At 69.9% G+C, this 21,663-nt stretch carries 18 protein-coding genes; 9 read left to right on the top strand and 9 right to left on the bottom strand.

Annotated elements, in window-relative coordinates; translation table 11 throughout:
- Positions 1 to 25: 25 nt before the first annotated feature.
- Positions 26 to 2,269 (top strand): glycosyl hydrolase family 95 catalytic domain-containing protein, encoded by a 2,244-nt coding sequence (locus tag ACYVD1_RS20625; RefSeq protein ID WP_460775292.1) that lies wholly within the window; start codon positions 26 to 28, stop codon positions 2,267 to 2,269.
- A gap of 147 nt (positions 2,270 to 2,416) precedes the next feature.
- Complete coding sequence (locus tag ACYVD1_RS20630) at positions 2,417 to 4,759, top strand: xyloglucanase (RefSeq protein ID WP_460775296.1); 2,343 nt, start codon at positions 2,417 to 2,419, stop codon at positions 4,757 to 4,759.
- An 86-nt stretch (positions 4,760 to 4,845) separates the two neighbouring features.
- Here the strand turns inward: ACYVD1_RS20630 and ACYVD1_RS20635 are convergent, their stop codons facing one another.
- The 3 genes from ACYVD1_RS20635 to ACYVD1_RS20645 are packed head-to-tail and all read right to left on the bottom strand — an operon-like array spanning position 4,846 to position 8,433.
- Positions 4,846 to 5,757: a carbohydrate ABC transporter permease gene (locus ACYVD1_RS20635; RefSeq protein WP_460757704.1), complete on the bottom strand. Its 912-nt coding sequence runs from the start codon at positions 5,755 to 5,757 to the stop codon at positions 4,846 to 4,848.
- Complete coding sequence (locus tag ACYVD1_RS20640; protein ID WP_460757705.1) at positions 5,754 to 6,782, bottom strand: ABC transporter permease; 1,029 nt, start codon at positions 6,780 to 6,782, stop codon at positions 5,754 to 5,756. The genes ACYVD1_RS20635 and ACYVD1_RS20640 overlap by 4 nt, the downstream gene beginning before the upstream one ends.
- Positions 6,775 to 8,433 (bottom strand): extracellular solute-binding protein, encoded by a 1,659-nt coding sequence (locus ACYVD1_RS20645; RefSeq protein ID WP_460775299.1) that lies wholly within the window; start codon positions 8,431 to 8,433, stop codon positions 6,775 to 6,777. Before ACYVD1_RS20645 ends, ACYVD1_RS20640 begins: the two co-directional genes overlap by 8 nt.
- Positions 8,434 to 8,631: 198 nt before the next feature.
- Between ACYVD1_RS20645 and ACYVD1_RS20650 the strand changes: the two genes are divergently transcribed.
- Positions 8,632 to 11,457 carry a glycoside hydrolase family 3 C-terminal domain-containing protein gene (locus tag ACYVD1_RS20650; protein WP_460775302.1) on the top strand — a complete coding sequence of 942 codons (2,826 nt, stop codon included), beginning with the start codon at positions 8,632 to 8,634 and terminating at the stop codon, positions 11,455 to 11,457.
- 57 nt (positions 11,458 to 11,514) lie between these two features.
- Here ACYVD1_RS20650 and ACYVD1_RS20655 read toward each other — a convergent pair whose 3' ends face one another.
- From ACYVD1_RS20655 to ACYVD1_RS20665, 3 genes are all read right to left on the bottom strand, one after another.
- The gene (locus ACYVD1_RS20655; RefSeq protein ID WP_460775304.1) at positions 11,515 to 12,003 is read right to left on the bottom strand and encodes a hypothetical protein; all 489 of its coding nucleotides are present in this window, start codon (positions 12,001 to 12,003) and stop codon (positions 11,515 to 11,517) included.
- A gap of 127 nt (positions 12,004 to 12,130) precedes the next feature.
- Complete coding sequence (locus tag ACYVD1_RS20660; RefSeq protein ID WP_460775308.1) at positions 12,131 to 12,688, bottom strand: hypothetical protein; 558 nt, start codon at positions 12,686 to 12,688, stop codon at positions 12,131 to 12,133.
- Positions 12,688 to 12,945, bottom strand: coding sequence for a hypothetical protein (locus ACYVD1_RS20665; RefSeq protein ID WP_460775311.1), 258 nt, complete (start codon positions 12,943 to 12,945; stop codon positions 12,688 to 12,690). The genes ACYVD1_RS20660 and ACYVD1_RS20665 overlap by 1 nt, the downstream gene beginning before the upstream one ends.
- Positions 12,946 to 13,086: 141 nt before the next feature.
- On the opposite strand from ACYVD1_RS20665, the gene ACYVD1_RS20670 reads away from it, so the two are divergent.
- On the top strand, positions 13,087 to 13,974 hold the full coding sequence (locus ACYVD1_RS20670) for a helix-turn-helix domain-containing protein (protein WP_460775315.1): 888 nt from the start codon (positions 13,087 to 13,089) through the stop codon (positions 13,972 to 13,974).
- A gap of 12 nt (positions 13,975 to 13,986) precedes the next feature.
- Positions 13,987 to 14,175, top strand: coding sequence for a DUF397 domain-containing protein (locus ACYVD1_RS20675; RefSeq protein ID WP_460775318.1), 189 nt, complete (start codon positions 13,987 to 13,989; stop codon positions 14,173 to 14,175).
- Positions 14,176 to 14,361: 186 nt separating this feature from the next.
- On the opposite strand, the gene xylA is transcribed toward ACYVD1_RS20675, so the two are convergent.
- Complete coding sequence (gene xylA / locus ACYVD1_RS20680) at positions 14,362 to 15,519, bottom strand: xylose isomerase (RefSeq protein WP_460775322.1); 1,158 nt, start codon at positions 15,517 to 15,519, stop codon at positions 14,362 to 14,364.
- Positions 15,520 to 15,583: 64 nt separating this feature from the next.
- A complete protein-coding gene (locus ACYVD1_RS20685; protein ID WP_460775325.1) occupies positions 15,584 to 16,837 on the bottom strand; it encodes an ROK family protein in 1,254 nt (417 codons plus the stop codon).
- A 79-nt stretch (positions 16,838 to 16,916) separates the two neighbouring features.
- Between ACYVD1_RS20685 and ACYVD1_RS20690 the strand changes: the two genes are divergently transcribed.
- Both ACYVD1_RS20690 and ACYVD1_RS20695 read left to right on the top strand, forming a co-directional pair.
- Positions 16,917 to 17,498 carry a GNAT family N-acetyltransferase gene (locus ACYVD1_RS20690; protein ID WP_460757715.1) on the top strand — a complete coding sequence of 194 codons (582 nt, stop codon included), beginning with the start codon at positions 16,917 to 16,919 and terminating at the stop codon, positions 17,496 to 17,498.
- 83 nt (positions 17,499 to 17,581) lie between these two features.
- Positions 17,582 to 18,052: an NUDIX hydrolase gene (locus ACYVD1_RS20695; RefSeq protein ID WP_460775329.1), complete on the top strand. Its 471-nt coding sequence runs from the start codon at positions 17,582 to 17,584 to the stop codon at positions 18,050 to 18,052.
- 44 nt (positions 18,053 to 18,096) lie between these two features.
- Here the strand turns inward: ACYVD1_RS20695 and ACYVD1_RS20700 are convergent, their stop codons facing one another.
- On the bottom strand, positions 18,097 to 19,314 hold the full coding sequence (locus ACYVD1_RS20700; RefSeq protein ID WP_460757717.1) for an FAD-dependent oxidoreductase: 1,218 nt from the start codon (positions 19,312 to 19,314) through the stop codon (positions 18,097 to 18,099).
- An 89-nt stretch (positions 19,315 to 19,403) separates the two neighbouring features.
- Here ACYVD1_RS20700 and ACYVD1_RS20705 point away from each other — a divergent pair, with 89 nt between their 5' ends.
- Both ACYVD1_RS20705 and ACYVD1_RS20710 read left to right on the top strand, forming a co-directional pair.
- Positions 19,404 to 20,039 carry a TetR/AcrR family transcriptional regulator gene (locus ACYVD1_RS20705; protein ID WP_460757718.1) on the top strand — a complete coding sequence of 212 codons (636 nt, stop codon included), beginning with the start codon at positions 19,404 to 19,406 and terminating at the stop codon, positions 20,037 to 20,039.
- An 849-nt stretch (positions 20,040 to 20,888) separates the two neighbouring features.
- Positions 20,889 to 21,560: a reverse transcriptase domain-containing protein gene (locus tag ACYVD1_RS20710; protein ID WP_460775333.1), complete on the top strand. Its 672-nt coding sequence runs from the start codon at positions 20,889 to 20,891 to the stop codon at positions 21,558 to 21,560.
- The last annotated feature ends 103 nt before the right edge of the window (positions 21,561 to 21,663 follow it).

Here is a 21,663-nt window from a genome sequence, read left to right on the forward strand (position 1 = left end):
CGCTTCGACTCGGTAAGGATGCCCCTTGAATCTCCCAAGCGACAGTCCCAGAGCCCGCACTATTCGTACGCAGAGCCCGGTCCTCGACTGGGAGGATGCGCTGATCAGCGGAAACGGCCGACAGGGCGCACTCGTGCACTCTAGCCCCGACCGCCTGCGCGTGACGCTCTGCCACGAACGGCTCTTCCTGCCGGTCCGGACCGCCCTCCCCGCACCGTTCACCGCCCCCGCACTGCCGGAGGTGCGAGCCCTTCTGCGGCGGGGGCGCTCCCGTGCGGTGGCCGAGCGGATCGCGGGGATCGCGGAGGGGGAGGGCTACGAGGGAACACACTGGATCGACCCGCTGGTCGGGGCGGCCGAGCTGTCCTTCGTCCCCGAGAACCCCTTGCCCGGTCCGGTGGTCCGTTCCTGCGACCTGGACACCGGAGTGGTCACCGAGGAGCCGCCGGACGGGAGCGTGCACCGCGTCTTCGTCTCCCGCGCCGACGACGTGGCGGTCATCGAACTCGCCCGGCTGGAAGGGCTGGACGGAACCCTCGCCCTGGGAACCCTGCCCGAGGAGGCGCCGGTCCCGCTCCGTGCCCGGGTGGAGGCCACCGCCGAGCGCCTCGTGCTGCGCGCGGCCTTCCCGGAGGCACCGCCCGGGGCGGTCACCGGGTACACGGTGACCTGCGCGGCCGAGGCCGTGGGCGGCACGGTCCGGGCCTCGGGGGATCACCTGGTCCTGCGAGGGGTGCGGCGACTCGTGCTCCGGGCCCGTACCGAGGTGGACCCGGCCCGAAGTGAGGTGCGCCGGGCCCGTGCCGGGGCGGGCGGACCCGGCGAGGAGCAGCGCCCACGGGTGTCCGAACCGCCCACCGGATCACCGGCGCACCTCCTGGAACGGCACCGCCGGCTGCACGCCGACCTCATGGGCCGGTTCCGGATCCGGTTGGCCGGGGACTCGGGGGAGCGGGTCGCCCGGCACGTCGACGCCGGCCGGTACGCGGCCGTCTCCGCCTGCGGGGACCTCCCGCCCACCCTTCAAGGGGTGTGGAGCGGCACCTACGACCCGCCCTGGCGCTCCGGCTACACCTTCGACGGCAACCTTCCCGTCGCGGTGTCCGCCCTGCACCCCACCGGCACCCCCGAGCTGATGACCGGCCTGTTCGACCTGCTGGACGGCTACGCCGACGACCTGCGGGAGAACGCGCGGCGCCTCTACGGCTGCCGCGGTCTGCTGCTTCCTGCGCACGCCTCCACGAGCGGGCGGGCCAACCACTTCGGCCCCGAGTGGTGCCTGACCTGCTGGACCGCCGGGGCGGCCTGGCTGGGCCGCCTGTACTGGGACCACTTCGCCCACACCCGGGACCGCGGCTTCCTGCGCCGCCGCGCCCTCCCCTTCCTCACCGAGGCCGCGAGATTCCACGAGGACTTCCTGGGCCCGGACGGGTTCTCACCCTCCTACTCGCCGGAGAACACCCCCGCCGACGGCGACGGGCAGGCCTGCGTGAACGCGACCATGGACGTGGCCGCCGTCCGCGACCTGCTGCGCAACCTGATACGGGCCCACCGGATCCTCGGCCTGCCCGGCGCGCGTCGGTGGGCCGGGCTGCTCGCCCGGCTGCCCGCGTACCGGATCAACGCCGCCGGTGAACTCGCGGAGTGGGCGGGCCCGGCGGGTCCGGTGCGCCAGGAAGACCGGCACGTGCACCGGCACGCCTCCCACCTGTATCCGCTCTGGTACGAGCGGGACCCGGCCTTCGCCGACCCAGCCCTGGCCGACGCGGCCTCCCGCGCGGTGCACGCCCGCCTGGCGTGGTGGCGGGGGGCCGAGTCGGACGAGATGGCCTTCGGCCTGGTGCAGCTGGGGCTGGCTGCCGCGGCGCTGGGCATGGCGGAACCGGCCCACGAGGCGCTGTCCCTGCTGACCGACCGGTACTGGCGCCCGACCCTGGTACCCACACACAACCGCGGCCGGATCTTCAACGTGGACATCGCCGGCGGATACCCGGCGCTGGTGGCGGCCATGCTGCTGGGTTCGGGGGAGGGGCGGTTGGAGGTCCTGCCGGCGCTCCCCGAGGACTGGTCTTCGGGCTCGGTGGAGGGGCTGCGCGCCCGTGGAGGGGTGGTGGTGGAGCGGCTGGAGTGGGGCGCCGGCCGGGTGTCGGTGGAGCTGCGCTCGATCGAGGGCGGACCACTGCTTGTGCGCATGCCGGACGGAGACCGGAGGCTGTGGTTGGAAGAAGGGATCACCACATGTGTCCTGGGGCAATTGCCGAATCGTTGAATGTCGGTATCGAATCGCTTCGAAATAATCCGCACAACCCCCGTTGACGTTCCGTCGGGGCGAATACACACTGGCACCACAATTCCCGCCGGGCGAGGTTCTTCGCACGGCCCGGCGGGTTGGACCCCCTAGCGAGGAGCCCCGCTCATGCCCGGATCCAGGACACCTCACCAGTACAGATGGAAGCGCTCCCACGTGGGAGTGGCCGCTTTAGCCGGTACGGCCGCCCTCGCCCTCGCCGCCTCTCTCGGAGCGGCGAACGGCGTGCACGAGGCGTCGCCCGTCGCCGCCACCGCGGAAACCGCCTACGACTGGGACAACGCCCAGATCGCCGGTGGCGGCTTCGTCCCGAACATCGTCTTCAACGAGACCGAAGCCGACCTGGTCTACGCGCGCACCGACATCGGCGGCGCCTACCGCCTGGACCCCGACACCGAGCGCTGGCAGTCCATGCTCGACTGGATCGGCTGGGACGACTGGGGCTGGACCGGCATCGTCAGCCTCGCCACCGACCCGGTCGACCCGGATCGCGTCTACGCCGCGGCCGGCACCTACACCAACGACTGGGACCCGAACAACGGCGCCATCCTGCGCTCCGACGACCGGGGCGAGACCTGGGAGGCCACCGAACTGCCCTTCAAGCTCGGCGGGAACATGCCCGGCCGCGGCCTGGGCGAACGCCTCATGGTCGACCCCAACGACAACAGCGTCGTGTACTTCGGGGCCCGAGGCGGCCACGGCCTGTGGCGCAGCACCGACCACGGTGAGACCTGGGCCGAGGTCGAGGAGTTCCCCAACCCCGGCGACTACGTGGAGGACCCCGACGACCCCTATGGCGTGCACGACGACATCACCGGTGTGACCTGGGTGGAGTTCGATCAGCGCACCGGGTCGGAGGGTTCGGTCACCCAGGACGTCTATGTGGGCGTCGCCGACCTGGAGAACACCGTCTACCGCAGCCAGGACGGCGGCGAGAGCTGGGAGGCCCTGCCCGGCGCACCCACTGGCCACCTGCCCGCACACGGAGTCCTGGACCACGAAGGCGGACAGCTCTACGTAGCCACCACCGCCACCCCCGGCCCCTACGACGGCGACTCCGGCGACCTGTGGCGCTACGACGTCGACGAGGAGGAGTGGACCCTGGTCAGCCCGGTCCCGTCCGACTCCGAGGACAACGAGTTCGGCTACGGCGGTCTCACCGTAGACCGGCAGAACCCGGACACGCTCATGGTGGCCACCCAGATCTCCTGGTGGCCGGACATCCAGATCTTCCGCAGCACCGACCGCGGCGAGACGTGGACGCAGGCGTGGGACTACAGCGACTACCCCGAGCGGGAGAACCGCTACGAGATGGACATCTCCACCGCGCCCTGGCTGGACTTCGGCGGCGAGGCCGAACCCCCCGAGACCCAGCCCAAGCTGGGTTGGATGACCCAGGGCATGTCGATCGACCCGTTCGACTCCGACCGCTTCATGTACGGCACCGGTGCCACCATCTACGGCAGCGACAACCTCACGAACTGGGATTCCGACACCGCGTTCGACATCGAGGTGAAGGTCCACGGCCTGGAGGAGACCTCCATCCACGACCTCGCCGCCCTGCCCGGCGGCCCGCTGGTCTCGGTCATGGCCGACATCGGCGGCTTCGCCCACCACGACCTCGACGAGGTCCCCGACGAGATGCACCACCAGCCCTACTGGGGCAACGGCATGAGCGTGGACTTCGCCGAACTCGCCCCGGAGCTGGTGGTGCGCACCGGTGACGCCGAGGACGACGAAACCTCGCACATCGGGGTCTCCGACGACGGCGGCGACACCTGGTGGGAGGGTCAGGAGCCCGACGGGGTGAGCGGCGGCGGAACGGTCGCCGTGGCCGCCGACGGCTCTTCCGTGGTCTGGAGCCCCGAGGGGACCGGCGTGCACGTGTCCACCACCCAGGGCTCGTCCTGGACCGCCGCCGACGGCGTCCCCGAGGGCGCGCGGGTGGAGGCCGACCGGGACGACCCGGACCTCTTCTACGCGATCGCCGACGGCGTCTTCCACACCAGCACCGACGGCGGGGAGACCTTCACCGCCTCCGACTTCGGCGAACTGCCCGTCGAGAGCGACGTCCGCTTCGGGGCGGTGCCCGGCCACAGCGGCGACGTGTGGGTCGCCGGCGGGGCCGAGGACGACGCCTACGGCATGTGGCGCACCACGGACGCCGGGGATACCTTCGAGCGGATCGAGGAGGTCGACGAGGGCGACGCGGTCGGCTTCGGCGCGCCCGCGCCGGGTGAGGACTACCCGGCCGTGTACACCAGCTCCCGGATCGACGGGGTGCGCGGCATCTTCCGCTCCGACGACGCCGGGGACTCCTGGCTGCGGATCAACGACGACGAGAACCAGTGGGGCTGGACCGGGTCCGTGATCACCGGCGACCCGGACGTCCACGGACGCGTCTACATCGGTACCAACGGACGCGGGATCATCTACGGCGATCCCGCCTGACACACGGTGTAGGGGTAGGGGCCGGGATCCGCGCGCGTCGGTTCCCGGCCCCCTCTTGTGCGTGTCGTTCGAGCGCCGTCCGGCACTCAGCCCTTGACGGCGCCGATGATGACGCCCTTGGTGAAGTGCTTCTGCACCAGCGGGTAGATGAACATGACCGGCACCAGGGCCACCACCACGATCGCCATCTGGATGGCCAGGTTCGGCGCCGAGGCGGTGCCTTGGACGGCCTCGCCCACCACCGAGCTGGAGCTGAGCTGCTGGCCCTGCTGCACGTACTGGCGCAGCACCAGCTGCAGCGGCCACTTGGCGTTGTCGTTGATGTACAGGATGGCGTTGAAGAAGGCGTTCCAGTAGCCCACCGCGTAGAACAGACCGATCACCGCGACGACACCCTTGGACATCGGCAGCACCAAGCGGGTCAGGATGGTCCACTCGCTCGCCCCGTCCACACGCGCGCTGTCGGAGATCTCCCGGGGCAGGTTCATGAAGAACGCCCGCATCACCACGAGGTTGAACGCGTTGACGGCCGTGGGCAGGATCAGCGACCAGTAGCTGTCGATCAGTCCCAGGTCGCTGATCAGCAGGTACACCGGGATCATCCCGGGGGCGAACAGGAAGGTCAGCAGTACCGCGAACAGCAGGGGGCGGTGCCAGAGGGAGCCCGGTTGGGAGAGCCCGTAGGCGGCCAGGATGGTCGCGCCCAGGCTCACCGCGGTCCCCACGAAGGTGACCCCCAGGCTCACGGACACGGCCCGGGTGACGACGCCGCCGCTGAACAGGTCCGCGTAGGCCTGCAACGACAGTCCGTCGGGGACCACCACCAGGCCGCCCGCCGCGTTCACCGCCGAAGCGGTCGACAGGCTGGTCAGCACCACCACGTACAAGGGGAAGAGCACGACCAGCGCGATGCCCGTGAGGACGGTGTTCTTCGCCAGGCGTTCAGGGAGGCTCGGTCGTTCCGCCCACACGGGGCGGTCCTGGAAGAGAGTACTCATGAGCGTCTGTAGATCCCGTCCTCGCCCATCTTGTGGGCCACCTTGTTGGCGATCAGGATCAGCACGAGTCCGACCAGGCCCTTGACCAGGCCGGCCACGGCCCCCGCGCTGAAGTTCCCGGTGACCAGCGTCTGGTGGTAGATGAAGGTGTCGAGCACCTCGGACACGCGGGAGCCGAACGCGTCCCGCTGCAGGAAGAACTGCTCGAAGCCGACGTTGAGGATGTCGCCGAGCTTGAGGATGAGCAGCAGGATGATCACCGGGCGCAGACCGGGCAGGGTGATGTGCCAGATCCGCTGCCACCGGCTCGCCCCGTCCACGGCCGCGGACTCGTAGAGGTTCGGGTTGATGGCGGCCAGGGCCGCGAGGAAGATGATCGTCCCCCAACCCGCGTCCTTCCACACCATCTGCGAGGTGACCACGAACAGGAAGGCGTCCGGGTTCGACATGATCTCCAGCGGCCCGTACCCGTTCTGCCGCAACCACTGGGAGAACAGGCCTGCCCCGCCCAGGATCTGCTGGAACAGCGTCACCACCAGTACCCAGGAGAAGAAGTGCGGCATGTACACGATGCTCTGCAGGATCAGGCGCAGCCGGGGGCTGATCACGCTGTCCAACAGGATCGCCAGCGCGATCGGGATGGGGAAGAAGAACACCAGCTGCACGCCGGCGATCATGAGCGTGTTGCCCGCTGCGCGCCAGAAGCGGGGGTCGCCGAAGAGCTGCTCGAACTGGGCGAACCCCACCCACGGGCTGCCGGTGACGCCGTCCCAGGGGTTGTAGTTCTGGAAGGCGATGATGTTGCCCATGGTCGGCACGTAGTGGAACACCGCGAGCAGCCCGATGGCCGGGACGGTCATCAGCAGCAGTTGCCAGTCGCGGCGCATCCGGGCCCCGAGCCCCGGGCCGGAGGTGCGCCGTTTCTTCGGCCGGTCCGGACGGTGCGCGGGACGGCCGCCGCCCGTCCCGCCCTCGGGTGGCGGAGACGCGACGGCGGTGTCCGTGCTGCCCGCGCGGTCAGTCACGACCGTGCTCCTGGAGGACCTCGTAGAAGAACTCCCGGCCTTCGTCTCCGCCGTCGCGCCGCCACTCGTCGACCGCGTCGTCCAGGGCGGACAGGTCCTCGCGGCCGCGGATGATGTTCTCCACCCGGTCGGTCAGGGGCATCTCGGCGCCCGAGAAGCGCTCGGGCAGCTGGATGCGGATGCCGGCGAACGGGTCCTCGCCGGCGTAGGCGATCGCGTCGTTGAACCAGCTGGTCTTCCAGTCCACGAAGTCCGGGTACTGGCTCTCGCTGACCGCGGGCGGCCGTCCGCTGATGAAGTAGTAGCCGTCGTTGACCTCGGTGTTGCCCAGGTCGGTGAGTTCGGGCGCCCCGTCGTCGTTGAACTCGAAGTGGACCCCCTCCTCCCCGTACCGGTAGTCCATGTACTCCTGCGTGCCGAAGGGCGCGGCGCAGAAGTTGATGACGGCGAGGATCTCCTCCACCTGTTCGGGGTCCATGTCCTTGCGGATCAGCACGGACTGCAGGGAGGGGTCGTTCAGGTGCATCAGCGGGTCCCCGCCGTCGTGGCCGAACACGGGCATCAGGTCGAGGCGGAAGTCCGGGTTGTCGCCGAGCATCTGCCCGTAGGCCTCGTGCCAGCCGCCCAGGCCGTCCTGGGCGAAGATCAGCTGCCCGGAGTTGAGGAGTTCCTTGGAGTTGTCGCCCTGGGCCACCATGTCGGGGTGGACGAGCCCGGCGTCGAAGACGCGGCGCATGAACTCCACGCTCGCGCGCCACTCCTCCGTCTCGAACATGTGCACGAGCTCGCCGTTCTCGTACCGCCACTGCCGGGGCGCGCCGAAGATCTGGCGGGCGGTCAGGGTGAAGTCGTCGAAGGCCCAGCGGTCGTTGTCGGGGTCGTTGACCTCCTTGCCGAGCTCGAACAGCTCCTCGGCGGTGGTGGGGGTGGCCAGCCCGTACTCGTCCTCCAGCAGGTCGCGCCGGTAGAGGACCCAGTCGCTGAAGGGCTCCGAGGGCCAGGGGATGCCCTGAAGCCGCTCGTTGAAGACGTTGGCCCGCCAGGCGTCGCTGTCCAGGTTGGCGAGCATGGGGTAGGCCAGGGCCGCGTCCCCGGAAAGGTAAGGGCCCAGATCCTCGAACAGTTCGCCGACGGCCCGGTTGAACTGGGGGATCAGGTTGATCGTCCAGTCGGGGAACATCGTGATGTCGGCGATGTCCCGGCCCGCGATGACGGCGTTCATCTTGTCGACGATCGTGTTGCCGTCCTGGAAGTTGAACTCGACCGTCGCGCCGATCTTCTCGTTGACGTAGTCGTAGAAGGAGTTGGAGCCCAGTCCGGGCGGGAGCGGGCCCCACATGGGTGTCATCGCCGTGTACTGGCCGCCCGAGCCCCGCACGCCGTCGGTGCCTTGGACGAAGGAGTCCGGGTAGGCGGTGAATCCGTCGGGGGCGCCGTCGACCCCGAGGATGTCGGGGACGGCCCCTTCGAAGGCACGGAAGGTGGGGATCAGCTCGTCGAGGTCTGTGGAAGCGGAGGCGGATCCGCCTCCGCCGGTATCGCCGCCGGAACAAGCGGAGAGCATTCGGGTGGAGAAGAGGGCTGCGCCTGAGGCGCCCATCAGGCGGAGGAAGCGACGTCGGCTCTGTACCGGTGTCGGGGGGTAGGACATCTCGGCCGTTCCTTCGATCGGCCCGGGCGGCAAAACCCGGGGGTAGGAATCGCCAGACCATTTTGCTATGAATTGAGTGGCCCGATTGAAGAGTCAAATTACTCCAGAGTGATCTGCCACACAAGGCCTTGTGCGGGTTAAAGTCGAAGCGTTTCGATTTTGATCGACGAGGACCACCTCAGCAGGGAGACACCGCTGATGAGCACCCCCCGACAGACTTACGGCACCACCGAGCCCTCGATCGCCGAACGGGTCGAGGAGCTGCTTCGGCGGCTCACCCCCGAAGAGCGCCTTGGCCTGCTCCACCAACACCAGGCACCGGTCGAACGGCTCGGCCTCACCGACTTCCATACGGGCACGGAGGCGCTGCACGGCCTGGCCTGGCTCGGTGAGGCCACGGTCTTCCCCCAAGCCGTCGGCCTGGCCGCCGCCTGGGACACCGACCTGCTCCGCAGGGTCGGCGAGGCAACCGCCACCGAACTCCTCGCCGTGCGGGGCCGGGACCCCCGTGCCGGGCGCAACGTGTGGGCACCCGTCGTCAACCCGCTCCGCGACCCCCGGTGGGGGCGCAACGAGGAGGGGTACTCCGAGGACCCCTGGCTCACCGGACTCCTCGGCGCCGCCTACGCCCGCGGACTGATCGGTGACGGCCCACAGCCGCGCACCGCGCCCACCCTCAAACACTTCCTCGGCTACAACAACGAGACCGACCGCTGCACCACCTCCAGCGACCTGCCCCCGCGAGTCCTGCGCGAGTACGAACTCCCCGCATTCCTGCCCGCACTACGGGAGGGGGTGGCGCTGGCCGTCATGCCCTCCTACAACCTGGTCAACGGCCGACCGGCCCACCTGAGCCCGCTCGTCAACGGGGTCCTGCGCCGCGCCGCTCCCGGCCGGCTCCTCGTCGTCAGCGACGCCCACGCCCCGGGCAACCTGTTCGGACTCCAGGGATTCCACCCCGACGGCCCCACCGCCTACGCCCACGCGCTGCGGGCGGGGCTGGACAGCTTCACCCAGGACGACGACCGGCCCGAGGCCACCCTCGCGCACCTGCGGAAGGCCCTCGACCGGGGCCTGCTCTCCCAGGAGGACGTCGACGAGGCGGTCCGCAACGTGCTCTCGGTCCGCCTCCGGCTGGGCGAACCCGACCCGGAAGCGGTCCCCGAGGGCGCACTGCACAGCCCCGAACACCGTGAACTGGCCCGGGAGGCCGCCACCCGCTCGTTCACCCTGCTGCGCAACGACGGACTGCTGCCCCTGCGCGAACGCACCCGGATCGCGGTCGTGGGGCAGCTCGCCGACAGCGTCCTGGAGGACTGGTACTGCGGGACCCTGCCCTACGCCGTGACCGCTCGCCAGGGGCTGGCCGAGGACTGCGAGGTGGAGTTCGTCGAGGGCACCGACCGGATCACCCTGGAGGCCGACGCCGGCCGGGTGGTCCTCGACGCCGAAGGCCGGCTCCGGGTGGTCGGCGCTTCCGAATGGCCCGAAGGGACCGAAGAGACCGCGGAATTCGCCCTCTTCGACTGGGGCGGCGGCGCGCACGCCCTGCGTTCGGCCGACACCGGCCGATACGTCGACGAGGGGCCGGGGTCGACCCTCGCCTGCACCGCACCCGGACCGGGTACCTGGGAGGTCCGCCAGACCTTCCGCCTCACCGAACTGCCGGACGGCCGGTTCCGGCTCGCCCAGGTGCACACCGGCCGTTCCGTCACCGTCGCCGACGACGGCGGCCTTCGCATGGCGGGTGCCGACGCACCGGCGGAGGAGGGGGCGGCCTTCCGGATCCACGGTCTGGGCACCGGCGCCCGGGCCGCCGCCGAGGCCGCGGCACGCGCCGACACCGCCGTCGTGGTGGCCGGCGACCACCCCATGGTCAACGGGCGGGAGACCGAGGACCGCGCCGACCTGGACCTGCCGACCGGGCAGGAGCGTGTGCTGCGGGCGGTCCACGAGGCCAACCCGTCGACCGTCCTCGTCCTGTGCAGCGGGTACCCGTATGCGGTGACCTGGGCAGACACCCACCTTTCGGCGGTCGTCTGGTCCGCGCACGGCGGACAGGAATACGGCAGGGCGCTGGCCGACGTCCTGCTGGGGCGGGCCGAACCCTCGGGCCGCCTCACCCAGACCTGGTACCGGGACACCGACGACCTGCCCGACCTGCTGGACTACGACGTCATCTCCGCCCGCTCGACCTACCTGTACTTCGAGGGGCGGCCGCTGTACCCCTTCGGGCACGGCCTCGGGTACGGGCGCGCCGAGTACGGCACCCCCGAGGTGTCGGTCGCCGACGGCCGGGTCACGGTCACCGTGGCCCTCGCCAACACCGGTGCGCGCGCCGCCGAGGAGGTCGTCCAGGTCTACACGCGGCAGACCGGGTCCCGGGTGCGGCAGCCCTCCCGGGCCCTGCGCGGCTTCGCCCGGGTGCGGGTCGAACCGGGGGCCACCGAGGTCGCCCGGGTCGGGTTCGACGTCGAGGCGCTGGCGACCTGGGACACCATCGGCGACCGCTTCGTGGTGGAGGAGGCGCCGCGGGAGGTCCTGGTGGGGCGTTCGGCGCTGGACATCGCGGCCGCCGTGCCCCTGGATGTGCCGGGAGAGGCCGTCGGCCCGCGCGACGCCCGTGTCCGGTGGGCCGCGGACCGGTTCGACGAGGCCCGAGGGCTGCGGCTGTGCCCGGTCGCCCCGGAGCCGGTTGCCGTGGGGTCGGAGGTCCCCGCGGACGCGGTCCGTGCCGCAGTGGACGGTGCGTGGGCGGCCTTCCGCGATGTAGACCTGGGCGAAGGCGTTTCCGAGTGCCGGGTCGGCCTCAACGGGTCCCGTTCGACCACCGTGCTGTTGCGCTTGGACGACCCGGAAACCGGCCCGGTCATCGGCGAGGTCGGGGTGCCGCAGGGGGAGGGGGCCTACGACTTCGTGGAGGTCCGCTTCCCGGTCGAGCGGGTCACCGGTGTGCGCGACCTGTACCTGGTGTTCGGCCACGCGGGCACGGCGGCGTCCACGCTGGTCTTCGACGGCTCCTGAGCCCGGTCCGCCGCCCCGAGCCAACTGACTGGGGCGGCGGCCACGTCACCGCAGTGGTCAGAGCGGGAGCCCGCCGGTTTGGAAGGCTGCTTCTGCTATCGCTTCCATCGCCTGGTTCCCCGAGAGCAGGGCCGTGCTCAGGGCCAGGGCTGGCCAGGCCCACCACCGGCGCGGGGCCCGGTGGCGGCCCCGGGAAGCGGAGGGGAACTCCGGAGGGGCTTCGGGCGGGGGCTCGACGGCCTCCCGAGCCTGTTCGGCTTCCCGCTCGGCTCGTTCCCGCCGTTGGCGGGCGACCGTCACCCAGTGGGGGACGGCGCCGTGTTCGAGCATGTAGGCGACCTTCGGGTTGCCCTGCATCTGCCGCAGCAGCCGTTCCCGGCGGGCCTGGTGCGACTCGGGTCGGGCTTGCGTGGGACGAGGGTCCGTAGGGCGGGGTTCCGTCCGGCGAGGGTCGGTACGGATGGAGGAGCCGGGGCGGGAGAAGCGGTGGCCCCGGGGCGCGTTCAGCACTGGTCGCAGCCGGGTGTCGGTTGTGGTGGTGGCCATGCCTTGCCTTCCGTTGCACAGCGCCGTCGGGGTGGGGCGGTGCTGGAGTACTAGGTCTGGGGGCCGCGCGCCCGCCGGGTCCGGGAAGAGTGCTGGGTGCCTCGGCGGGCGTGCGGGGTTGGCGGGTTCAGGCGGTGGGTGGCTTCGGGCCGCCGGGCTTCTTGGGGTTGATGCCCAGGTGGCGGTGGGCGAGCAGGCGCAGGAGCTGGGTGCGGGTGGGTGCGGTGATCCGCTCGAAGGGGTCGCCCTGGCCCGACCAGCCGAAGGGGCGCCGACCCACGTAGACCTCGTCGGGCGGTTGGCCCTCGACGGTCATGGTCCAGTGCCGGTAGAGCAGCGAGCACAGGACGTGCTCGGGGATGGGCAGCTCGCTCTCGGAGGTTGCGCTCTTGTGCATGGGAAGGCGCAGGCGCGCCCCGTCACTCCCATTCCCGGTTGCCTTGGCTGTGCGGGGCGGCGGGACCGGACAGGAGGGGTGGTCGGCGACGGCCTGGTCGATGAGCTGGGTGGCCAGCTCGGCGTCGCCTTCCTGGCGGGCGATGCGCAGGGCGTCCCGGATGAGCGGGAGCCGGTTGCGCAGGGTGTGGGCGTGCCACTCGGAGAGCTGTTGCGGGGCCAGGTGCGCGGGGGCGCGGAGGGCGTCTTCGGCGGCAGTGAGCAGGTCTGCGGTGCAGGTGTCGAGCATCAGAGCGCCACCCCCGGCTGGCGCAATCCCACCAGGACCGTGTGGAGGACATCGAGGGGTGCGGCGTCCAGGGGGCGCCGGGGCCCGGGGACCTGCGGCTGCCGGGGCGAACTAGGCGGCCGACCCTCGGCCTGGGTTCGGGGAGTAGCGGCGTAGGTGCGCACGCGCCCCGCGTTACGGGGGCGACGGCAGCTCAGCAGCTCAGCGGCTCGGTGGCGCACGTAGGCCAGCTCGGACAGGTTCAGGTATCGCTCCATGGGCGAACTCCTGGTGCTCAGATGCCGCTGGATGAGGGCGGCGATGGATGAGTACAGGATCCATACTGAACTTAAAAATTTTAAATCGCAAGTCCTGATGAAGGCTATCCTGATTGCATCATCGCGATGGGGAGTTGCGAAATGTCTGTTTCTGGCTCATGGGGGATAGCATCAAACCGGTCCACTGGGGAGGTCGATGTGAGCAGCGCGTCCGTCGCGAGGCGCCAACTATCTGCACAAATGCGAGCGAAGCGACTCGATGCGCACATGACGATCGAACAGGTCGCCGACGAGCTCGAATGGTCGAGTACGAAAATCTCCAACATCGAGACTGGTCGGTCCAAGAAACCCGCTGTCACCGACATCCGGGTACTTCTCGACCTATACCGGGTAGCGGACGCCCGGGAACGTGACTCGATCCTCTCCCTCACACGGCAGTCACGTGAGCGAGGCTGGTGGAACCGATACGACGATGTGCTCGGCGGAGCCTACGCCTCACTCGAAGCCGGAGCGAAGAGTGTTCGGCTGTTTGAGCCGCAGTACGTCCCTGGCCTGTTGCAGACTCCTGCGTATTCTGCAGCGATCGCGCAAGCCACCCTCATCCGAGACCCTGCGGACATCCAACGAACGGTAGAGGCTCGGGTAAAGCGACAGGAAGTCCTGGAGAACGACGATCCCCCTGACGTATGGGCCGTCATGCATGAGAGCGCCTTGCTGATGCTGCGCGCGTCCCCTGACCTGTTCGGCCCTCAAGTGCAGCGACTGATTGAGCTTGCTGAAGCACCCAACTCGGTCACTCTTCAGGTGCTGCCAGTCACTGCGGGTCTGCATGCTGGAATGGGGGGACCATTCTCGATCCTGGACTATGAATCCGCGCCGTCGCTCGTGTTCGTGGAGACGAACACGGACGGCTTGTACCTGGAGAAGCCAGCAGAGATCACTCGGTACCGACAGTGCTTTGACCGGTTGCTCGCCAAGGCGCTCGACCCCGACGACGTGCCCGCATACCTGCGATCACTAGCCGCTTAGAAAGTCACGACCATGTACTCATCCACCGATGCTCTAGAGTTCCGTAAGTCCTCGTACAGCAACCCTTCGAACTGCGTAGAGGTCGCCGACGTGCCTGGAGGAGACGCTGCCATCCGCGACTCTATGAACCCCGAATACGGGCACGTCGTTGTCCCCGGTGGTGAGTGGGGAGCGCTTATCTGCATCGTTCGACACGGTTAGGTCCCCAGACAGCAGAGAGGCCCCGACAGGATTCCTGTCGGGGCCTTCCGCGTACTCATCCAGACAACACTGTACCCCGGTGCTGTGTGGGCGGGAAGTAGGCTCGGCTGGCCGTAGGCGGTCAGGGTTCCACGCCCCGGTGTTCGGCCACGCGGGTACGGCGGCGGGACCGGGACTCTGCCGGGTTCACCGCACGCCGAGAAGGTGCTCCAGGGCGAGCTGGTCGAGCCGCTCGAAGTGGTAGCCGCGGGGGCCGACCGCCTCCAGGTCCAGCTCCTCCTTGAACAGATCCGAGACGCTCTCGCCCGGAGCGAGGGTGGTCTCCGACAGCTCGTGGACGCGGGCCTCGGCCAGCGCCGCCTCCACCCGCGGGTCCGCACGGAACGCCGCCGCCTTCTCCTTGAGGATCAGGTAGTTGCGCATGCAGCCGGCCGCGGACTCCCAGACACCGGACATGTCCTCGGTCCGGGGCGGCTTGAAGTCGAAGTGGCGGGGCCCCGCGTAGCCGGACCGCTCCAACAGGTCGACCAGGAAGAACGACTCCTTGACGTCACCCGCGCCGAAGCGCAGGTCCTGGTCGTACTTGACCCCGCGCTGCCCGTTGAGGTCGATGTGGAAGAGCTTGTCCGCCCACAGGGCCTGGGCGACCCCGTGGACGAAGTTGAGCCCGGCCATCTGCTCGTGCCCGACCTCCGGGTTCACCCCCACCATCTCGGGGTGCTCCAGCTCGTTGATGAAGGCCAGAGCGTGGCCGACGGTCGGCAGGAGGACGTCGCCGCGCGGCTCGTTGGGCTTGGGTTCGATGGCGAAGCGCAGGTCGTAGCCCTGCTCCCGCACGTACGCGCACAGCAGGTCGAAGGCCTCGCGCAGCCGGTCCAGGGCCGCCTGGTCGTTCTTGCCGGCCTCGGTCTCGGCGCCGTCCTGGCCGCCCCAGCACACGTAGGTCTTCGCCCCGAGGGAGACGGCGAGGTCGATGTTGCGGATGACCTTGCGCAGCGCGTACCTGCGCACGTCGCGGCTGTTGGAGGTGAACCCGCCGTCGCGGAAGACCGGGTGGGAGAACAGGTTGGTGGTGACCATCGGCACCGCGAGGCCGGTCTCGTCCAACGCGCCCCGGAAACGCTGGATGATCGCGTCGCGCTCGGCGGGGGAGCTGCCGGGCGGCACGAGGTCGTCGTCGTGGAAGGTAATGCCGTACGCGCCGAGGTCGGCCAGGCGGCGGACCGCGTCCACCGGCTCGAGCGGTGGGCGTACCGGGTCGCCGAACGTGTTGACGCCGCGCCAGCCCACGGTCCACAGGCCGAAGGTGAAGCGGTCCTCTGGGGTGGGTCGGTAGTCGTTCATGGGGACTCCTGGGGGTCGGTCCGCGCAAGGATGCCGGGCCCGATTAGTTTGTCTAGAGTCACAACTAATTGTCAACGGGGTCGGCCGCGGGCAGCGGCAGGGTGCCGGAATCCAGCCCGTGGATCATCACGGCGGCACCGCCCCGGGCTGCGGCGCTCATCCCCAAATCGGAGTGTTCCACCCGGCAGCCCCCGGCCTCCGGGGCGAAGGAGTGCGACCGCGCGGCGGCACGGCACTGGGGCAGCAGCCACCGGGCCATCGGCACGAAGTATCCGCCCAGCACCACGGCTCCCGGGTTGACGACGTTGACCAGGGTCGCCACCCCGCGGCCCAGCCACGTCCCGGCCCGCTCCAGCGCGCCGACGGCCGTGGCGTCGCCTGCCGACGCGCGCTCCACAGCGATCGCGACCAGGTCGGGGATGTCGCGGCCGGACAGGGGACGGTCCGGGGCCAGGTCGGGCAGCGCGGCCCGCAGGATCGCCCCGATACCGGCCAGGGCCTCCAAACAGCCGAGCCGCCCGCACGAGCACTCCGGGCCGCCGGGTTCCAGCTCCAGGTGCCCGATCTCCCCGGCGAAACCCCCGGCCCCGCGCAGCAGCTCACCGCCGGTCAGTACGCCCGCGCCGATCCCCACCTCACCGGTCACGTACACGAGGTCGGGCAGCCCCGAGAAGGGGCCGAAGCGGTACTCGCCCATGGCACCGAGGTTGGCGTCGTTGTCCACCAGGACGGGCGTGCCCTCCAGGGCCGAACCGGCCAGGGCAGACCGGACGAGGTCGCGCAGCGGTTCGTCCCACCACGCCAGGTTGGGTGCGCGCGTCACGGTGCCGGAGGGGGAGTCGATCAGGCCGGGGACCGCCACGCTCACCCCGACCACCGAGCGTCCGCGCAGCTCGGTGGCCCCGGCGACCTCCCGCAGAGCGTCCGCCATCCGGCGGGCGCACTCCTCGGCCCCGGCCGAACGCGCGTCCAGGGGCACGTGCCGGTGGGTCAGCTCCCGGTGGAGCAGGTCGACGGCCACCACCGACAGGTAGTCGATGTTCACCTCCAGGCCGACCGCGGCGATCGATCGGTCGTCCAGGGCCAGCAGGACCCCGGGGCGGCCCACCCGCCGCTGGGAGGTCTCGCCGGTCTCCCGGACCAGGCCCCGCGCCATGAGGTCGGCGACCAGGCTGGACACGGTGGTCTTGTTGAGCCCGGTGTCGGCGGCGACCGCGGCCCGCGAACACGGGGCGAGCCCGCGGACGGTGCGCAGTACCGTTCGGAGGTTGTTCTCACGGACCGTCTGGAAGCTCGCCGTGCCCGTGCCGGTCGCCACCCGTACCCCCCGCTGCCCGAGATCCCGCCGCCCGAAAAACCCGTTGCCCGCGTGCGGGCCCGCTGGTTGGATCCCCATCATGGTGCCTACAGACGTCTTCCGCGACCAGCCCTCCCTCCTCGGCCAGCGCGTGCGGCTGGAACCGCTCGGCGCCGGCAACGCGAACGATCTGATCCCGAGCACGGTGGACATGGACCCGGAGGTGCGCCGGTTCACCGGCACCCACCAGGAGTTCACCGCCGAACAGCTGCTCAAGGTGTTCGCGGCCTGGGAACAGCGGCACGACCGCGCCGACTGGGTGATCTACCGGACCGAGGACGGCGCTCCGGTCGGTGACTGCGCCCTGATCGACCTGGACCCGGACAACGCCGAGGTGAACTACCGGATCGCGCTCGACTCCATGGCGAGCACCGGAAAGGGCTACGGCACCGAGGCCACCGACCTGGTCCTGGAGTACGCCTTCGAGACCGCGGGGCTGCACCGGGTGGCGCTCCAGGTGTTCGACTTCAACACCCAGGCGCAGCGCTCCTACGAGAAGTCGGGTTTCGTCCGCGAGGGCGTGTGGCGCGAGCACCTGCGCTGGGACGGGAAGTGGCACGACGCGGTCCTGATGTCGATCCTCGAGCACGAGTACGCCGAACGCCGCGGTCGGCGCGGCTGACCAGCGGGAGTTCCGGGACCGGAAGTTCCGGGACCGGGGGTTCCGGGACCGGGGGTTCCGGCACCGGGGGTTAGTGTCTGGACATGCCCGTTCCCGACTTCCTCAAGAAGCTGCGCGCCCACGTCGGCCACGACCTCCTGCCCTTGGTTGGCGTAACCGCCGTCGTGCTCGACCCCGAGGGCCGGGTGCTGCTGCACCGGCGCTCCGACGACGGACGCTGGGCCACCCCGGGCGGCATCCTCGAGCCGGGGGAGCAGCCCGCCCAGGCCGTGGTCCGGGAGGTGTGGGAGGAGACCGGTGTGGAGGTGGCGGTGGAGCGCCTCGCCTCCGTGGTCGCCGAGGACCCGTACACCTACCCCAACGGCGACCAGGTGCAGATCCTCGACCTGGCCTTCCGCTGCCGCCCCGTGGGCGGCGAGATCCGGATCGACGGTGACGAGAGCCTCGACGCGGGCTGGTTCGGTTCGGACGGGATGCCGGAGATGGTCGAGCGCATCCACGAACGGATCCGCCATGCCCGCCGACCCGAAGGCGAACCCCACTACAGGCCCTGAGGTCCGCCGCGGAGCGGGTGCGGGACCTGGTCGGGGCGCACGGATCAGGGCTGTGGGCCTGACACCCGGGTCTCCTGCTGGCCGGTGACCTGTGCGGCCGCGGGGATGAGGGCTCGCGCGGGCACTGACCGCAGGATCGCGTTGCGCACCGTCTGCCGCCAGCCGCCGCCGAGGTCCGCACCGATCTTCGCGATGAAAGCGGCCTGCCTGGCGGTGTTCCGGCAGACGGGGCGGCGTTCGGCGTCGAAGCGTTCCAGGGCCTCGGCTGGGCCCTGACCAGCGGCGACCGGTGCCGCGACCAGTTCCCCGAGGGCCACCGCGTCCTCCAACGCGGTCGCGGTGCCCTGGCCCATCGTGGGCAGCGCCGCGTGCGCCGCGTCGCCCACCAGCACCACCCGGCCCCGCACGTAGTTCGGGAGTCCGCCGCGCAGGTGGTGGACGTCGTGCCGCATCAACTGGGCCGGGTCGGTGCGCGCGATGAGGTCGACGACCTCCGGTGCCCAACCGGCGAACCGGGCGCGGGCCGTCGCGTGCTCGTCGGCGACGACCGCGCCCCGCGGGGCGCGCACGTACCCGTACCAGTACAGCTCGGTGTCGCTCACCCTCATCACACCGAATTCCGAGCCAGGCCCCCAGTACTCGGTGAGCCGCCCGTCGAACTCGGTGTCCCGGACGATCGCCCGCCAACTGGTGCTGCCGCTGTACGTGGGACGAACGCCGGGGTAGAGGACCCCGCGCACCGCGCTCCACATGCCGTCGGCACCCACGACCAGGTCGGACTCCGTGCTCAGCGCCTTGCCGTCGGCCGGATCGCGCCACGAGGCGGTGGCGCGCGGCCCGCCGGGCACCCCCGCGGTCAGGCTGGTGACCCGGGCGCCCGTGATCACCTGCACGCCGTGGTCGCGGGCGGCCCGGTCCAGGGCGGCGTGCAGTTGCTGGCGGTGGAAGCCGAAGACGGTGGCCGCTCTGCGTACCTCCTCGATGTCGTCCGGGATGGCGAGGATCGGGCGTCCCCGGGTGTCCCGGAACCCCGTGGCCACGGTCTCGTACCCGAGGGAGCCTCTGAGCTCGTCGCCCAATCCCAGGGCCTCCAAGGCGGCGACGCCGTTGCGCAGCGTCGCGACCCCCGCACCGACCTCGGTCTCCCCGGTGCGGCTCTCGAGCACCGTCGTGCGCCACCCCGCCCGGGCGAACGCGATCGCCGAGGCCAGCCCCGCGATACCGCCGCCGACCACCGTCACCGTCAACGCGCCGCCGTTCATGTTCGCCTCCGTGCCGCCGTGTCTCCGCTGTTACAAGCCCTATTCAATACGATAGTAGTGGTGTGCGGGCGAGTTCTATACTCGGCCCCATGCCACCCGCTAACCTCCGCAGACGCCGTGCCCTCGCCGACGCCGCGATCGCACTGCTGGCGGAGGAAGGCGCGCACGGCCTGACGCACCGGTCAGTGGAGGCGAGGGCCGAGGTTCCCCCCGGGACCGCCACCAACTACTTCCGGACCCGGGAGGCGCTGCTCGTCGCTGCCGCGGAGCGGGTGCTGGAGCTGCATTTCGCGGACATGGCAGCCGCGACGGAGGGCATGGCCGGGCCGACCGGGGTCGACGAGCTGATCGACATGATCACCGAATCGCTGTGGGGCGCCGCGACCGTACTGCGCGGGCGCTACCTGGCGATCTTCGAACTCCGGCTGGCGGCGCGGCGGTTCCCCGCGCTGGCGGAGGTGCTGGCGCGGTTGGAGGGCACGGCGGTGGCCGACACCGCTGTGCTGCACGAGGTGCTGGGGACCCCGGTGTCGGAGGTAGCAGCGTCGGAGGTAGCGGTGTTGGAGGAAGCGGTGTCGAACCTGGTGACGCTGTACGGGGGAGCGCTGTTCACCCTGGTCACCGGGCCAGAGGGTGCGTTCGACAAGGAGGGCGTGCGGGGCCTGGTGGCCACGATGGTCCATGGCGCCCTGGCCGAAGGCGCCGCGGGCGCCGACAGCCGCTAGCTTGGCGTTCAACGTGCTTGCTTGGGTTGGCCTGTGCTGGGTGCTGGGTGCTGGGTGCTGGGTGCGGGGTGTTGGGTGTGGGGTGCCGGGTGGCTAGGGGTGCCCTTTTGAGTGCGGGTGGTTCTCCCCCTTTTCCTGCCGCCCGATGGTGGCCGTCTCCGCTACGCGCCTCAAGGTCGTCGCCATCGAGCGCTTCGCGCGTCATCGGCGCTCCACCTTGACCCGCTTCGCTGCGACGGCGGGTGGGCGGCTATCAGGAAACGTTGTGTCCTGAACGTGAACCAGAGGAGGAAGTAGGAACTCTCTAGGCAAGCGGTGCTGCACGCAAAGATGAAGGATCTGGCCCTTCGGAGCCGTCCTGCGGGGGAGGGCTTCAAACCACCTCATGCCGCGTTAGCTGAAGACTGTCGTGGTGAGCGATGAGGAAAAGGCGCACTGGATGTGTCAGGTGGGGATCGGGAAGGCGAGCGCAAGCGAATCACTGATGACGTGTCGAAAGAGCAAGATGACATCGAAACCGAGGTCTCGTTTCTGCCTTGGGATGGAGCTCGGAGGAGACCCGTTTACTGTCCGAGTGGTGTCCGGCATGCAGGTGACGCGAGCCCGGTCTGCGGCTTTCGTGCGGAACAGGAGAAGGCACGTGCGGATACATCCCTGCTCTGAGCGGGTGGGGAGAGAGGGAGCCCTCCAAGCGGAAAGCCTCCGCGAGGGGTTGAGTACCGATGCCGGGCGTGCTGGCGGACCGGCTCGTAGTAGTGATGAAGCCCTGGTAATAGGGGTGGAGCGAAGGGGCCGGATCGCTCGTGACGAGTGCATGCGATCAACCAGGAATTTTCGGGGAGGAATCGTATGGGCGAGTTGACATCATCAGGAAAACCGTTCGATATTTCCAAGCATGCGGTCTGGGAGGCCTACCAGAAAGTCAAGGCTAACCACGGGACGCACGGGGTGGACGGGGTATCCATCGAGGAGTTCGAGAAGGATCTGAAGAATAATCTCTACAAGATCTGGAATCGGATGTCCTCGGGAACCTACTTTCCGCCTGCGGTGCGTGGGGTCGAGATTCCCAAGGACAGTGGGGGTGTGCGCCTGTTGGGTGTGCCCACGGTCGGGGATCGGATCGCTCAGACGGTAGCGGCACGGGTGTTGGAGGAGTCAGCTGAGCCTGTCTTCCATCCCGATTCCTATGGCTACCGGCCGGGGCGGTCAGCGATCGATGCGGTGGGTAGTTGCCGTTGGCGCTGTTGGCGTGCGAACTGGGTCATCGACCTGGATATCCGTGCGTTCTTCGACAGTGTGCCGTGGGATCTGATCATCAAAGCGGTCCAGGCCCACACTGATCGGTCCCAGGCGTGGGTGGTGCTGTATGTGCAGCGGTGGCTGCAAGCGCCGCTGGTGCTGCCTGATGGGACCCTTCAGGAGCGGGATCGCGGCACCCCGCAGGGGTCGGCGATCTCTCCGGTTCTGGCGAATCTGCTTTTGCATTATGCCTTTGATGGCTCATCCCAATCGGGGGTGTAGGAGTTGGGGTCCGAAGCCGCCGGTCTCGAGCAGGCTTCGGGCGATGTAGTTGGTCAGGTTGCGGAACCCGAGTGCGGAGCCGCGCAGGTGTTCGAGCCGTCCG

Source organism: Nocardiopsis nanhaiensis, assembly GCF_054778635.1.